Source organism: Brevundimonas sp. (assembly GCF_051858995.1).
In the GTDB taxonomy this organism is placed as follows: Bacteria; Pseudomonadota; Alphaproteobacteria; order Caulobacterales; family Caulobacteraceae; genus Brevundimonas.
In genome coordinates, this window is the sequence record NZ_JBHYGN010000011.1 from 74719 (window position 1) to 88198 (window position 13480).

Below are 13480 nucleotides of genomic sequence, written 5' to 3' on the forward strand. Positions count from 1 at the left end.
GTCCGTCAGAACGCCCCGCCGAGCATCTGGAAATGCTCGACGATGGGTCCGAGAGCGAGCGCCGGGAAGAACTGCAGCCCGCCGAGGATGAGGATGACGCCGATCAGAAGGCCGATGAACAGGCCGCCGTGGGTCGGCAGGGTTCCGGTGCTCGGAGCCAGTTTGGGCTTGGCGACCAGTGAGCCAGCGATGGCCAGCACCGCGACGGCGGGGACGAAGCGCCCAGCCAGCATGGCGATGCCGAGGGTCGTGTTCCACCAGGGCGCGTTGGCGGTCAGGCCCGCGAAGGCCGAGCCGTTGTTCGCCGCCGCCGAGGTGTAGGCGTAAAGCATCTCCGACAGGCCGTGCGGCCCATGATTCAGCAGCCCTTCCAGAGCGGTGGGGAAGACGACGGCGACGGCGGTGAAGCCCAGGATGGCCAGCGGCAGGACCAGCACGGCGATCATGGCGTACTGGATCTCGCGCGCCTCGATCTTCTTGCCGAGATATTCCGGCGTGCGACCGACCATCAGGCCCGCCACGAAGACCGCCAGCATGGCCATGACGACCATGATGGCGATGCCCGAGCCGATGCCGCCGGGGAGGATTTCGCCCAGTTGCATCAGGAACATCTCTATGCCGCCGGACAGAGGCATGTAGCTGCCGTGCATCGAGTTGACCGAGCCGTTCGAGGCTCCGGTGGTCTGGCCCGCCCAGGCGGCGGAGGCGGGGACGCCGAAGCGGGTCTCCTTGCCCTCCATGTTCACCGGCTGCTCGATCCCGGCGGCGACGAGCGCGGGCGCGGGCTGGCTTTCAGCGATGTAGATGCCCGAGGTGCAGACGCCCAGGATGATCAGGGCGGCGGCGGCCAGGGCTTTCACCTCGCGCTTCGCCAGCACGCTGCGCCCGAAGGCGAAGAAGGCGGCCCAGCCCATGACGTTGATGGCCACGGCGGTGATCAGATTGGTCAGGGCCGAGGGGTTCTCGAACGGGTGGGCGGCATTGACGTTGAAGACGCCGCCGCCGTTGATGCCGAGCTGTTTGATGGCGACCTGGCTGGCGGTCTGGAACAGGCTGAGGGTCTGCTGGCCGCCTTCCATGGTGGTGGCGACAGCGTTGGCCGACAGGGTCTGCGGCAGGCCCAGCGCGGCCAGCACGATGGCCAGAACGAAGGACAGGGGCAGCAGGACGTAGAGGGTGGTCCGGGTCAGGTCGGCCCAGAAGTTTCCGACGCCCTCACCCCGGCTGGCGACGAAGGCCCGCGCGAAGGCGGCGGCGATGGTCGCGCCGGTGGCGGCGGAGACGAAATTCTGGGTGGTCAGGCCGACCATCTGGCTGAAGGCCGACATGGTCACCTCGCCGCCATAGGACTGCCAGTTGGTGTTGGTCACGAAGCTGACGGCGGTGTTGAACGCCAGATGCGGCGACAGGCCGTCGAAGCCCTGCGGGTTCATCGGCAAAATGCCTTGAAGACGCAGGATGGCGAACAGCAGCAGGAAGCCGGCGAGGTTGAACGCCAGCAGGGCGCCGGCGTAGCCGAGCCAGCCCTGGCTGCGGGTCGGGTCGACGCCCGCGGCCTTGTAGAAGACGGTCTCGACCGGCTTCAGCACCGGGTCGAGCCAGGTCCGCTCGCCATTCCAGACGCGCGACATATAGAGCCCGATCGGCCAGCCCAGAAGGACGGCCAGACCGAGGGTGAGGGCGATTTCCGCCCAGCCTTGAACAGTCATGGCGGCGGCTCCTTCAGAACCGCTCGGGGCGCACGAGCGCCGCGACCATGTAACCGGCGACGACGATCGCGCCGACGCCCCAGAGGATGGAGACGATCATCGTCACATCCTCTTCAATGTAGCGGCGAGGGCGGCGAAGAGCAGGAATGCTCCGCCGCCCAACGCCAGAAAGATCAGATCGGACATTGCCGACGCCTCCGACTTTGTGGAGGCGGGACAAGGCTCCCGAACCGCGTAAGGGCGCCATTCGGGTTCCGGCGCGGCGCATAAGGAAAACATAAGGGGAGGGCCCCCGGCTTATGCGGCGCTTATGCGGGCGGGCGGTTTTCGAATGGCGCGCTGAGGCCCGGCGGGTGTCGATTGCAGGCCTCTTCAACGGAGGTCGAAATGACCCGCAACGCCCTGCTGACCCAAAGCCTGAAACCTCGCCCCGTCGCGCCGCCAAGCGTCTGGCGGATGGCGATGGACGTGATCGGCCAGGCCTTCGGCGCCGCTTCGACGCGGGAGCGCGGCCGATGATGTCGGGCTATGTCGACGACCGAACGCCGGCGCGGCGTCGTCCCGGCGGCTATGAGGTCGTGCCGACGGCGGGCGGGTGGTGTGTGGCCGTCAACGGCTGTCGCACGCGCGCCCTGCCGGTCCGCGAACTGGCCGAACAACTGGCGCGCAGCCTGCAGGCCGAGGCCGACGGGCTGCATCATCGCCGGGAGGCCCGCCAATGATCGCGGCGCTTCCCGCCGAGCCCGTGCCGATCGCGATCACCATCGATCACGGCCTGTGGTGCTTCCGTTCGCTGGACGGCCGCCTGAGCGGCGCCTTCATCGACCGACGCGCCGCCGTCCGCGCCGCTCGCGACGAGGCGAAGGGGCATGAGGGCTATGTGGTGGTCGGGGTCGATCAGCCCTGAACGCAAAAACGGAGCCTGACGACCGTCAGGCTCCGTTCGTGTGTCCGGCTGTCGGAAGGCTTCAGTCTTCCTGCGGCATGCCCTGAGGGACGATGGTCTTGATGATCGAGGCGTCCAGTTCCTCGAACTCGTGCAGGCCGATGGTGTCGTACAGCTCCTGACGGGTCTGCATGCGGTCGATGTACTTGTGGGTGCCGCCGTTGGCCTTGATCGAGGCGTAGAGCTCTTCCTGGGCCTTGTTGGCGGCGCGCAGCGAGGACACCGGCCAGATCACCATCTTGTAGCCCATCTCCTCGAACTCGGACGCCGTGTAGAAGGGCGTCTTGCCGAATTCGGTCATGTTGGCCAACAGCGGCACGCCGGGCATGGCGGCGGCGAACTTCTCGAACATCTCGCGGCTGGTCAGGCCCTCGGGGAAGATGGCGTCGGCCCCGGCCTCGACATAGAGCTTGGCGCGCTCGACGGCGGCGTCGAAGCCTTCAACGCCGACGGCGTCGGTGCGGGCCATGATCACCAGATCGCGACGGGCCTTGGCGGCGGCGGCGACCTTGGCGGCCATGTCCATGGCGGGGACCAGCGACTTGCCGTTCAGGTGGCCGCACTTCTTGGGCAGGATCTGGTCTTCAAGGTGCACGGCGCCGGCGCCGGCTTCCTCGAAGGTCCGCACCATGTGCATGACGTTGAGCGCCTCGCCGTAGCCGGTGTCGCCGTCCACCAGCAGCGGCAGGCCCGAGGCGCGCGCGATCTGGCGGATGAAGAAGGCGACTTCGTCCACGGTGATGATGCCGAGGTCCGGCAGGCCCATCGAGGCGGTCATCGCCGCGCCCGACAGATAGACGCCGTCGAAGCCCGCGTTCTTCGCCTGAAGGGACGCCTGACCGTTGTGCGCGCCCGGCAGCTGCCAGATGCCGTCACGGGCGAGGGCGGCGCGGAAGCGCTTGCCTGCGGATTCGGTGGGGAGGTCGGAGGCGAGGAGGTAGGGCATGGGGGTCCTTTAGGCCGTAGAGTTGGCCGTTATTCCGCGCCTGCACGCGGAGTGTAGCGATACGCGCGTAGTCGTTTCCGAGCGCGCTCAAGTTCGTCGGAGGTAAAAAGCGGGTGCCAGCGATCATTCTCGACGACCACGGCTTCAACTGTCAGATCCAGCCGCTCGCGGAGGTACAGCGCCGTATAGCCTTCGGACTCTCGCGGTGCATTGATCAGCGTTTTGGCGGTCCGAAGACCGCCATTGTCAGTGAGCATCTGGAGAAAGATGGTGGCGTTGTAGTCGGCTTCGTCTTTCGCTTGGCGATAGACGTTGAACATAGCTTGATCGAACTGTTGCTCGAGCCGGTCCGCCATAGCCGTTACCCCCGCTTCTTCAGGTCCACCCATTCCAGGTTCTCCGGCCCCGTGTAGTTCGCCGTCGGGCGGATGATCTTGCCGTCCTGGCGCTGTTCGATGACGTGGGCCGACCAGCCGGTGACGCGCGAGATGACGAACAGGGGGGTGAACATGGCCGTGGGCACGCCCATCATGTGATAGCTGACGGCCGAGAACCAATCGAGGTTAGGGAACATCTTCTTGGCGTCCATCATGACGCTCTCGATGCGCTCGGCGATGTCGTACATCTTGGTCGAGCCGGCCTCGTCGGACAGCTGTTTGGCGACGCGCTTGATGACGACGTTGCGCGGGTCCGAGATCGTATAGACCGGGTGGCCGAAGCCGATGATGACTTCCTTGGCGTCCATGCGGCGGCGGATGTCGGCCTCGGCCTCGTCCGGGTTGGCGTAGCGCTTCTGGATTTCGAAGGCGACCTCGTTGGCGCCGCCGTGCTTGGGCCCGCGCAGGGCGCCGATGGCGCCTGCGATGGCCGAGAACATGTCCGAGCCGGTGCCGGCGATGACGCGGGCGGTGAAGGTCGAGGCGTTGAACTCGTGCTCGGCGTAGAGGATCAGCGAGGTGTGCATGGCCCGCACCCAGCTGTCGGACGGCGGCGTGCCATGCAGCAGGTGCAGGAAGTGTCCGCCGATGGTCTCGTCATCGGTCTCGACCTCGATGCGACGGCCGTTCTGGCTGAAGTGGTGCCAGTAGAGCAGCATGGAGCCCAGCGAGGCCATCAGGCGGTCGGCGATGTCGCGCGCGCCCGGATGGTTGTGGTCGTGGGCTTCCGGCAGGACGCAGCCGAGGGCCGAGACGCCGGTGCGCATCACATCCATCGGGTGGGCGGCGGCGGGGATGCACTCCAGCGCGTCCATGACGGCGGCGGGCAGACCGCGCAGCGCCTTCAGCTTGGCCTTGTAGGCCTTCAGCTCGGCGGCGTTCGGCAGCGTGCCGTGGATCAGCAGGTGGGCGATTTCCTCGAACTCGGCCGTCTCGGCGAAGTCCAGGATGTCATAGCCGCGGTAGTGCAGGTCGTTGCCGGTCTTGCCGACGGTGCACAGGGCGGTGTTGCCCGCGGCGACGCCGGACAGGGCGACGGACTTCTTGGGCTTGAAGGCGGGGGCGGCGGCGTCGGTCATCGATTTCCTCAGTGGTCAGTGCAGCGCTTCGCGGCGTCTGGCGTCCCGGTGAGGGAGCGCGGGCCGAGCCTGCACGCGGCGGCGCCCGTTGATCGCGCGTCCGCCCTGATTGATGGGCACGAAATAGCGGAATTCCACGCCGGGTGAAGGGTGAATCTGCTTGGGGCGCGACTTGCGTGGTCGCGCCGTGCTACCACTTGGCAAAACAGGGCCAAATGGCCACGGGAACGCACAACGGCAGGGAAGAACGCGCGTTCGACGCCGCCGCTCAGCATTGTCGTGGCCAGACGACGTGACGAGAGTGCTGCCATGAATACCGCCTTCCGCAAGCCGCTGCCGGGCGCGAACCTCGACTATTTCGACACGCGCGAGGCGGTCGAAGCCATCCGGCCCGACGCCTATGACGGCCTGCCGTTCGTGTCGCGCGTGCTGGCCGAACAGCTGGTGCGCCGCTGTGATCCGGCCGTGCTGAACGACGCCCTGATCCAGATCGCCGACCGCAAGCGGGACCTGGACTTCCCCTGGTATCCGGCCCGCGTGGTCTGCCATGACATCTTGGGGCAGACGGCGCTGGTCGATCTGGCCGGCCTGCGCGACGCCATCGCCGAACAGGGCGGCGATCCGGCCAAGATCAATCCGGTGGTTCCGACCCAGCTGATCGTCGACCACTCGCTGGCCGTGGAGGCCCCCGGCTTCGATCCCGCCGCCTTCGACAAGAACCGCGCCATCGAGGATCGCCGCAACGAGGACCGCTTCCACTTCATCGAATGGACCAAGCGCGCCTTCGAGAACGTGGACGTCATCCCGGCGGGCAACGGCATCATGCACCAGATCAATCTGGAGAAGATGAGCCCGGTCATCCAGGCGCGCGACGGCGTGGCCTTCCCCGACACCTGCGTCGGCACCGACAGCCACACTCCGCACGTGGACGCCCTGGGCGTCATCGCGATCGGTGTGGGCGGTCTGGAGGCCGAGACGGTCATGCTGGGCCGTCCGTCGATGATGCGCCTGCCCGACATCGTGGGCGTCCGGGTGACCGGCCGCCGTCCGGAAGGCATCACCGCCACCGACATCGTGCTGGCCATGACCGAGTTCCTGCGCAAGGAGCGGGTCGTCGGCGCCTGGCTGGAGTTCTTCGGCGAGGGGGCGGACAGCCTGACCATCGGCGACCGCGCCACCATCTCGAACATGTGCCCGGAATACGGGGCGACGGCGGCGATGTTCTACATCGACCAGCAGACCATCGACTATCTGCGCCTGACCGGTCGCGAGCCGGAGCAGATCGCCCTGGTCGAGACCTACGCCAAGGCCACCGGCCTGTGGGCCGAGGCGCTGAAGGGCGCCGAATATGAGCGGGTGCTGGAGTTCGACCTGTCGAGCGTCGAGCGCAATCTGGCCGGACCGTCGAACCCGCATCGTCGCCTGCCGACCTCGGCCCTGCGCGATCGCGGCGTGGCCGTCGATCTGGAAGGCGCCCTGGCCGAGGAGCGCGAGGGGCTGATGCCGGACGGGGCGGTGATCATCGCCGCCATCACCAGCTGCACCAACACCTCCAACCCGCGCAACGTCGTTGCCGCCGGTCTGGTGGCCAAGAAGGCCAACGCTCTGGGCCTGATCCGCAAGCCGTGGGTGAAGACCTCCTTCGCGCCGGGTTCGAAGGTGGCCAAGCTGTATCTGGAAGAGGCCGGTCTGCTGACCGAGCTGGAAAGCCTCGGCTTCGGCATCGTCGGCTTCGCCTGCACCACCTGCAACGGCATGTCCGGCGCGCTGGATCCGGTGATCCAGAAGGAGATCGTGGACCGCGACCTCTATACGACCGCCGTCCTGTCCGGGAACCGCAATTTCGACGGCCGGATCCACCCCTATGCGAAGCAGGCCTTCCTGGCCTCGCCGCCGCTGGTGGTGGCCTACGCCATCGCCGGGACCGTGCGTTTCGACATCGAGCAGGACGTGCTGGGCGTCGCCCCGGACGGCTCGGACATCCGCCTGAAGGACCTGTGGCCGACGGACGCCGAGATCGACGCCATCGTCGGCGAGCATGTGAAGCCCGAGCAGTTCCGCAACGTCTATGAGCCGATGTTCGCCCGCCAACTGCATGGCGGAGCGCCTGCCGCGCCGCTGTACGACTGGCGTCCGACCTCGACCTATATTCGCCGTCCGCCCTACTGGGACACCGAGGGCCTGGGCGCCCTGGCGGCCAGCCCGCGCACCCTGAAGGGGATGCGGCCGCTGGCCATCCTGCCGGACAACATCACGACCGATCACCTTTCGCCGTCCAACGCCATCCTGCCGACCTCGGCGGCCGGCGAATACCTGACCTCGATGGGCGTGCCGGAGGAGGATTACAACTCCTACGCCACCCACCGCGGCGACCACCTGACCGCCATGCGCGCCACCTTCGCCAACCCCCAGCTGGTCAATGAAATGGCCGTGGTGGACGGGGCGGTGAAGAAGGGCTCGCTGGCCCGGGTCGAGCCGGACGGCAAGGTCATGCGCATGTGGGAGGCCATCGAGACCTACCTCACCCGCCGCCAGCCGCTGATCATCATCGCGGGCGCGGACTACGGCCAGGGTTCGTCGCGCGACTGGGCCGCCAAGGGCGTGCGTCTGGCCGGGGTCGAGGCCATCGTCGCCGAGGGCTTCGAGCGCATCCACCGCACGAACCTGATCGGCATGGGCGTGATGCCGCTGGAGTTCATCAACGGCGTGACTCGTCTGGGCCTGCTGCTGGACGGGACCGAGACCTATGACGTCGTCGGGACGCCCGCGCCGGGCGCGGAGCTGACGCTGGTCATCCACCGCGCCGACGGCTCGGAAGAGACCGTGCCGGTGAAGTGCCGTCTCGACACCGCCGAGGAGGTCTCGATCTATGAGGCCGGGGGCGTGCTGCAGCGGTTCGCCGAAGACTTCCTGGCCTCCGAAGCCGAGGCCGCCTGATGAGCCACGGTCCGCAAGTCCGCATCCCCGCCACCTATATGCGCGGCGGGACGTCCAAGGGCGTCTTCTTCCGCCTGGAAGACCTGCCGGAAACCTGCCGCTCGCAGGGCCCGGCGCGCGACCGGCTGTTCCAGCGGGTGATCGGCAGCCCTGACGCCTACGGCAAGCATATCGACGGCATGGGCGGGGCGACCTCCAGCACCTCGAAATGCGTGATCGTGTCGCCAAGCGACCGGCCCGGCCATGACGTGGACTATCTGTACGGCCAGGTCTCCATCGACACCGACTTCGTCGACTGGTCCGGCAACTGCGGGAACCTGTCCACGGCGGCGGGCGCCTTCGCCATCCACGCGGGCTATGTCGATGCGGGTCCGGACGGCGTGCGGACGGTGCGCATCTGGCAGGCCAATATCGGCAAGACCATCATCGCCCATGTGCCGGTCAGCGGCGGCGCGGTGCAGGAAACCGGCGACTTCGAGCTGGACGGGGTGACCTTTCCCGCCGCAGAGATCGTGCTGGAGTTCCTTGACCCCGCCGATGAGGGCGAGGGTGACGACGGCGGGGCCATGTTCCCGACCGGCAACCTGATCGACGAACTGGATGTGCCCGAGGATCTGGTCGCGGGCGGCAAGCTGACCGTGACGATGATCAACGCGGGCATCCCGACGATCTTCGTCAACGCCGCTGAGCTCGGCTACGAAGGCACGGAGTTGCAGGAGGCCATCAACGGCGATCCGGCGGCCCTGAAGCGGTTCGAGGCCCTGCGCGCCGTCGGGGCGCTGAAGATGGGCCTGATCGACACCCTCGAAGGCGCGGCCAAGCGCCAGCATACGCCCAAGATCGCCTTCGTCTCGCCGCCGAAAGACTATGTCTCGTCCAGCGGCAAGGCTGTCGGGGCGGGCGATGTGGACCTGCTGGTCCGCGCCCTGTCGATGGGCAAGTTGCATCACGCGATGATGGGCACGGCGGCGGTCGCCATCGGCGCGGCGGCGGCCATCCCCGGCACGGTGGTCAATCTGGCGGCGGGTGGTGGTGAGCGGCAGTCCGTCCGCTTCGGCCATCCCTCCGGGACCCTGCGGGTCGGCGCCGAGGCGGTGCAGCAGGACGGGGGCTGGACCATCACCAAGGCCATCATGAGCCGCAGCGCCCGTCGCCTGATGGAAGGCTGGGTCTACGTCCCCGGCGACACCGTCGAGTGAATATAAGCATATAAAGATATCTTTATATGCGCGTTGACATCCGTCCGGCCTGTGGCAGTCTCGCGGGGTCGTGGTTCTGCGCGCGGTCTTCGGGCCGTGCGGAGCTAAGAGGGAAGCCGGTGTGACGCCGGCGCTGCCCCCGCAACTGTGAGCGGCGAGCCGAAGGTCCATCTCGTGTCACTGGGGGTTCGCCTCCCGGGAAGGCCGGACCGGAGGCGTCGACCCGTGAGCCAGGAGACCTGCCCCGACAGATAACGTCCTCCGGCGGGGTGTCCGGTCAGGCCGCAAGTGCGCCGCCGGACCTGTTGCCCGCGTGAGCGTTCGCGCGTCCCTGTCCGAAGCCCTGCCTCTTGCAAAGGCTTCGCCCCATGACCGCCCGCTCCCCCGTTCAGGTCGCCACCCTCGGCTTTCCCCGTATTGGTCCGAAGCGAGAGCTCAAGACCGCGCTTGAGGCCCACTGGGCCGGAAAGATCGACGCCAAGGCGCTGCTCGCCGCCGCCGCCGACCTTCGTGGTCAGGCCTGGGCGCGCCAGCGGGACCTGGGCGCGGACCTGATCCCGTCGAACGACTTCTCGCTGTACGACCATGTGCTGGACACGACGGCCATGGTGGGGGCGGTCCCCGCCATCTACGGCTGGGACGCCGAACGGGTCGGGCTGGACACCTACTTCGCCATGGCGCGGGGCGCGCAGGGCGAGCGGTGCGAGCACGGTCATATCCATGGCGCGCAGGACGTGCCCGCAGCCGAGATGACCAAGTGGTTCGACACCAACTACCACTTCATCGTGCCGGAGTTCACGGCGGACCAGACCTTCCGCCTCGGCTCGACGAAGGCGCTGCACGAGTATCTGGAGGCGAAGGAGAAGGGGGTCGAGACGCGCCCGGTGCTGCTGGGACCGGTCAGCTATCTGCTGCTGGGCAAGGCGCGGGATGGCGACTTCGATCCCCTGACGCTGCTGCCCAGACTGCTGCCGGTCTATGCCGAGGTGCTGCGTTCGCTGGCCCGCGCCGGGGCGACCTGGGTGCAGCTGGACGAGCCCTGCCTGGTCACCGACCTGAGCCCGGCGGCGCGCGAGGCCTATGCCCGCGCCTATGAGGTGCTGTGCAATGTGACCCCGCCGATCCGGGTGATGCTGACCCCCTATTTCGGGGCGCTGGACGACAACCTCGATCTGGCCATGTCGCTGCCCGCCCACGGGCTGCATGTCGATCTGGTGCGGGCGCCGGAGCAGCTGGAAGCGGTGGTCGCGGGGGCGCGGGCCGATCAGCTGCTGTCGCTGGGCGTCATCGACGGACGCAATGTCTGGAAGGCCGACCTGACCGCCATCCTGGACCGGATCGAACCGGTCGTGGCGAGCGGGCGGTCGGTGATCGTGGCCCCGTCCTGCTCCCTGCTGCACACCCCGATCGATCTGGAGCGGGAGACGGCGCTGGACGCCGAGGTGCGCGACTGGCTGGCCTTCGCGGTGCAGAAGGTGGCCGAGCTGAAGGTGCTGGCCCGCGCCCTGAACGAGGGCCGGGAGGCGGTGCGGGCGGAGCTGGCGGCGGCCGATGCGGCCATCGCCTCGCGCCGGACGTCGACCCGCATCCACGACGCCGCGGTGAAGGCGCGTGCGGCGGATTGCGACGAGGCGCTCACCCGGCGGGACAGTTCGTTCGAGATCCGGCGGCAGGCGCAGGCGGCGCGGCTGGGCCTGCCGGCCTTCCCGACCACGACCATCGGCTCCTTCCCCCAGACCGCCGAGGTGCGCAAGGCGCGCGCCGACCACGGCAAGGGCGTGCTGGATGACACGGCCTACCAACAGTTCCTGCGCGAGGAGACCGCCCGGACGGTGAAGTGGCAGGAGGATGTGGGGCTCGACGTGCTGGTCCACGGTGAGTTCGAACGCAACGACATGGTTCAGTATTTCGGCGAGCAGCTGTCGGGCTTCGTCTTCACAAAGGCGGCGTGGGTGCAGTCCTACGGCAGCCGCTGCGTGCGACCGCCGATCATCTTCGGCGATGTGTCGCGTCCGCAGCCGATGACGGTGGAATGGTGGCGCTATGCCCAGTCGCTGACCGCGCGGCCGATGAAGGGGATGCTGACCGGGCCGGTGACGATCCTGAACTGGTCCTTCGTGCGCGATGACCAGCCGCGCGGCGAGACCTGCCGCCAGATCGCCTTCGCCATCCGCGACGAGGTGGCCGATCTGGAGGCCGCGGGCGCGCCGATCATCCAGATCGACGAGGCCGCCCTGCGCGAGGGCCTGCCCCTGCGTCGCCGTGACTGGCAGGCGTATCTGGACTGGGCCGTCGAGAGCTTCCGCGTCACGGCCTCGACCGTCCGGGACGAAACCCAGATCCACACCCACATGTGCTATTCGGAGTTCAACGACATCATCCAGTCGATCGGCGCCATGGACGCCGACGTCATCTCCATCGAGACCTCGCGCTCGCAGATGGAGCTGCTGGACGCCTTCAACGACTATCGCTACCCGGCCGAGATCGGGCCGGGCGTCTATGACATCCACTCGCCCCGCGTCCCGGCTGTCGAGGAGATGACGGCCCTGCTGAAGGCGGCGGCGGAGAAGCTGCCCGCCGACCGGCTGTGGGTGAACCCCGACTGCGGCCTGAAGACCCGCAAATGGCCCGAGACCGAGGCGGCCCTGCGCAATCTGGTGACCGCCGCCCGGGCGGCGCGCGGCTGAGGGCTGAAATGCGGGAAGCCCGGCCTTGCGGGGCCGGGCTTCTCAAAGATGGTGCGGCTGGTCGGGCTCGAACCGACACTCCTTTCGGAACCGGATTTTGAGTCCGGCGCGTCTACCAATTTCACCACAGCCGCGTGGGTCTGCGCCTACAGGGGCGGTGGCGCGATTGCAACCGGTCCCGCCAACAGGTCTCAGGACGGGCCTCAGGACGGGGGCGGGATGAAGCGGATGGCGAAGCGGGCGATCCGGCCGCGCATGTCCGTCCCATCCAGCGGGGGGGCCATTCTGGACTGCGCGACCGCGGCCAGGGCGCTGTCGGCGAAACCGACGTCCTTGGGGTTCTCGACGTCGGCGAGGCAGTCCCTCAGGGTCAAGTTCTCGGCTACGACGCAGGACATCCGGACCAGTCCGTTTTCCACGCGCCGGTTGGAGGCCGCCGCGGGGAACGTCGGCTGGGGCGCGGTCTCCCAGCGGAGGTTCGGGAGCGGGACTCGTGCGATCAGGTCGCGCGGTTCGTCCAGCGGCTGGCCGCAGGCGGTGAGAACGGCGTTGACGGCGTTGGCCGAGGCGGGGACCGTGAGGCGGAAGCGGTGGGGCCGTTCGGCCTCGGTCTCCGGCTCGATGCGGACGTCCAGCTGACCGCCCGGACGAAGCTGGCGGGCCAGACGGGCGGGTTCATCCGCGCCGAGGACCGGCTGGCCGGCCTGGGTGATCCAGACCTGATCCTCGGCGGCGATGGCGCCCGCCGAGACCCGCACCTTGCGCGTGGCCGCCGTCGAGACCGGCGCCCCGGTCACCAGCAGGTCGAGCGCGCCCGCGCTGCAGCGCAGGGCCAGGACGTTATCGCCGAAGTCGAGCGTGGCCAGCGTCAGCTGCCGCTCGACACTGGTGGTCAGGTCCCAATCCGCGGACGCCTCCTGGGCCGAGGCCGGGAGGGCGAGGGCGGCGCTCGCGAGAAGGGCGAAGGCGGCGAGGGGGCGGCTCATCGCGCGGCGCCCGGGGTGTCGAGTTCGACGTGGGCGTCGGAGCCGCCGTGCTGGATGTTGCGGGCGCGGATCCACATCTCGATGCGCTGGGTCACCACCATGCCCGCGGCGAACAGCATGAAGGCCTCGAGGATGGCGTTGGGGTTGACGTGCCAGTCGGCGGCATGGGCCGCCAGCCACGGCTCGAGCGCCTTCCTCAGGATCATGACGCCGATGACGATGAGCAGGCCGATCGGCGAGGCCTGGGCCTTCAGCGTGCCGTCCGGCTCCTTGAAGATGGTGGTCATCTTGCCGCGCTGCCAGCCGAAGGCGCCGCCCAGACCCAGGCCGACGGCGAGGATCAGCAGGGAGACGGGATCGACGGGGGCCTCGCCGCGTCCGCTGACGCTCATGCCCCAGATGCCGAAGCCGATGGCCGCGACGATCAGCAGGGGCATGACCCACAAGAATTGAGGTCGCAGCGTCCGGGGCCTGCGATTGCGCAGCAGGATGAGCGGAATCACGACCGCGATAACGATCAGCGGGATGAGGTTTTGTTGTGTCACGAAGACTTC

At 68.2% G+C, this 13480-nt stretch carries 13 protein-coding genes, 1 tRNA gene and 1 riboswitch; of the genes, 6 read left to right on the top strand and 8 right to left on the bottom strand.

The window, feature by feature from the left end:
• Positions 1-5: 5 nt before the first annotated feature.
• Together kdpA and ACTIEF_RS12640 are read right to left on the bottom strand one after the other, a co-directional pair.
• Positions 6-1709 (bottom strand): potassium-transporting ATPase subunit KdpA, encoded by a 1704-nt coding sequence (gene kdpA / locus ACTIEF_RS12635; RefSeq protein WP_439472494.1) that lies wholly within the window; start codon positions 1707-1709, stop codon positions 6-8.
• Positions 1710-1722: 13 nt separating this feature from the next.
• A complete protein-coding gene (locus tag ACTIEF_RS12640) occupies positions 1723-1815 on the bottom strand; it encodes a potassium-transporting ATPase subunit F (protein ID WP_439472495.1) in 93 nt (30 codons plus the stop codon).
• A gap of 281 nt (positions 1816-2096) precedes the next feature.
• On the opposite strand from ACTIEF_RS12640, the gene ACTIEF_RS12645 reads away from it, so the two are divergent.
• From ACTIEF_RS12645 to ACTIEF_RS12655, 3 genes are read left to right on the top strand one after another with little or no spacing between them, the layout of a single operon-like run.
• A complete protein-coding gene (locus ACTIEF_RS12645) occupies positions 2097-2228 on the top strand; it encodes a hypothetical protein (protein ID WP_439472496.1) in 132 nt (43 codons plus the stop codon).
• Positions 2225-2431, top strand: coding sequence for a hypothetical protein (locus ACTIEF_RS12650; protein WP_439472497.1), 207 nt, complete (start codon positions 2225-2227; stop codon positions 2429-2431). Before ACTIEF_RS12645 ends, ACTIEF_RS12650 begins: the two co-directional genes overlap by 4 nt.
• Positions 2428-2616: a hypothetical protein gene (locus ACTIEF_RS12655; RefSeq protein WP_439472498.1), complete on the top strand. Its 189-nt coding sequence runs from the start codon at positions 2428-2430 to the stop codon at positions 2614-2616. The genes ACTIEF_RS12650 and ACTIEF_RS12655 overlap by 4 nt, the downstream gene beginning before the upstream one ends.
• 61 nt (positions 2617-2677) lie before the next feature.
• Here the strand turns inward: ACTIEF_RS12655 and prpB are convergent, their stop codons facing one another.
• The 3 genes from prpB to prpC are packed head-to-tail and all read right to left on the bottom strand — an operon-like array spanning position 2678 to position 5117.
• Positions 2678-3601: a methylisocitrate lyase gene (gene prpB, locus ACTIEF_RS12660; protein ID WP_439472499.1), complete on the bottom strand. Its 924-nt coding sequence runs from the start codon at positions 3599-3601 to the stop codon at positions 2678-2680.
• 29 nt (positions 3602-3630) lie between these two features.
• Positions 3631-3957: a hypothetical protein gene (locus ACTIEF_RS12665; protein ID WP_439472500.1), complete on the bottom strand. Its 327-nt coding sequence runs from the start codon at positions 3955-3957 to the stop codon at positions 3631-3633.
• A gap of 5 nt (positions 3958-3962) precedes the next feature.
• Complete coding sequence (gene prpC, locus ACTIEF_RS12670) at positions 3963-5117, bottom strand: bifunctional 2-methylcitrate synthase/citrate synthase (RefSeq protein WP_439472501.1); 1155 nt, start codon at positions 5115-5117, stop codon at positions 3963-3965.
• A gap of 309 nt (positions 5118-5426) precedes the next feature.
• On the opposite strand from prpC, the gene acnD reads away from it, so the two are divergent.
• From acnD to metE, 3 genes are all read left to right on the top strand, one after another.
• Positions 5427-8054: a Fe/S-dependent 2-methylisocitrate dehydratase AcnD gene (gene acnD, locus ACTIEF_RS12675; RefSeq protein ID WP_439472502.1), complete on the top strand. Its 2628-nt coding sequence runs from the start codon at positions 5427-5429 to the stop codon at positions 8052-8054.
• Positions 8054-9253, top strand: coding sequence for a 2-methylaconitate cis-trans isomerase PrpF (gene prpF / locus ACTIEF_RS12680; RefSeq protein WP_439472503.1), 1200 nt, complete (start codon positions 8054-8056; stop codon positions 9251-9253). The genes acnD and prpF overlap by 1 nt, the downstream gene beginning before the upstream one ends.
• Before the next feature lie 66 nt (positions 9254-9319).
• A riboswitch (cobalamin riboswitch) is annotated at positions 9320-9514 on the top strand.
• A gap of 107 nt (positions 9515-9621) precedes the next feature.
• Positions 9622-11940, top strand: a complete 2319-nt coding sequence (metE, locus tag ACTIEF_RS12685; RefSeq protein WP_439472504.1) for a 5-methyltetrahydropteroyltriglutamate--homocysteine S-methyltransferase — start codon at positions 9622-9624, stop codon at positions 11938-11940.
• Between the two features lie 49 nt (positions 11941-11989).
• Here metE and ACTIEF_RS12690 read toward each other — a convergent pair.
• From ACTIEF_RS12690 to ACTIEF_RS12700, 3 genes are all read right to left on the bottom strand, one after another.
• Positions 11990-12074 (bottom strand) — tRNA-Leu (locus tag ACTIEF_RS12690).
• A 69-nt stretch (positions 12075-12143) separates the two neighbouring features.
• Positions 12144-12926 (bottom strand): hypothetical protein, encoded by a 783-nt coding sequence (locus ACTIEF_RS12695; RefSeq protein ID WP_439472505.1) that lies wholly within the window; start codon positions 12924-12926, stop codon positions 12144-12146.
• The gene (locus ACTIEF_RS12700; RefSeq protein WP_439472506.1) at positions 12923-13363 is read right to left on the bottom strand and encodes a DUF1453 domain-containing protein; all 441 of its coding nucleotides are present in this window, start codon (positions 13361-13363) and stop codon (positions 12923-12925) included. Before ACTIEF_RS12700 ends, ACTIEF_RS12695 begins: the two co-directional genes overlap by 4 nt.
• Positions 13364-13480: the final 117 nt, after the last annotated feature.

Bases quoted from the DNA above. Each gene is read 5' to 3' on its own strand.
- kdpA (WP_439472494.1), bottom strand. From the start codon at position 1,709: ATGACTGTTCAAGGCTGGGCGGAAATCGCCCTCACCCTCGGTCTGGCC.
- ACTIEF_RS12645 (WP_439472496.1), top strand. From the start codon at position 2,097: ATGACCCGCAACGCCCTGCTGACCCAAAGCCTGAAACCTCGCCCCGTC.
- ACTIEF_RS12650 (WP_439472497.1), top strand. From the start codon at position 2,225: ATGATGTCGGGCTATGTCGACGACCGAACGCCGGCGCGGCGTCGTCCC.
- ACTIEF_RS12655 (WP_439472498.1), top strand. From the start codon at position 2,428: ATGATCGCGGCGCTTCCCGCCGAGCCCGTGCCGATCGCGATCACCATC.
- prpB (WP_439472499.1), bottom strand. From the start codon at position 3,601: ATGCCCTACCTCCTCGCCTCCGACCTCCCCACCGAATCCGCAGGCAAG.
- ACTIEF_RS12665 (WP_439472500.1), bottom strand. From the start codon at position 3,957: ATGGCGGACCGGCTCGAGCAACAGTTCGATCAAGCTATGTTCAACGTC.
- prpC (WP_439472501.1), bottom strand. From the start codon at position 5,117: ATGACCGACGCCGCCGCCCCCGCCTTCAAGCCCAAGAAGTCCGTCGCC.
- acnD (WP_439472502.1), top strand. From the start codon at position 5,427: ATGAATACCGCCTTCCGCAAGCCGCTGCCGGGCGCGAACCTCGACTAT.
- prpF (WP_439472503.1), top strand. From the start codon at position 8,054: ATGAGCCACGGTCCGCAAGTCCGCATCCCCGCCACCTATATGCGCGGC.
- metE (WP_439472504.1), top strand. From the start codon at position 9,622: ATGACCGCCCGCTCCCCCGTTCAGGTCGCCACCCTCGGCTTTCCCCGT.
- ACTIEF_RS12695 (WP_439472505.1), bottom strand. From the start codon at position 12,926: ATGAGCCGCCCCCTCGCCGCCTTCGCCCTTCTCGCGAGCGCCGCCCTC.
- ACTIEF_RS12700 (WP_439472506.1), bottom strand. From the start codon at position 13,363: ATGCCCCTGCTGATCGTCGCGGCCATCGGCTTCGGCATCTGGGGCATG.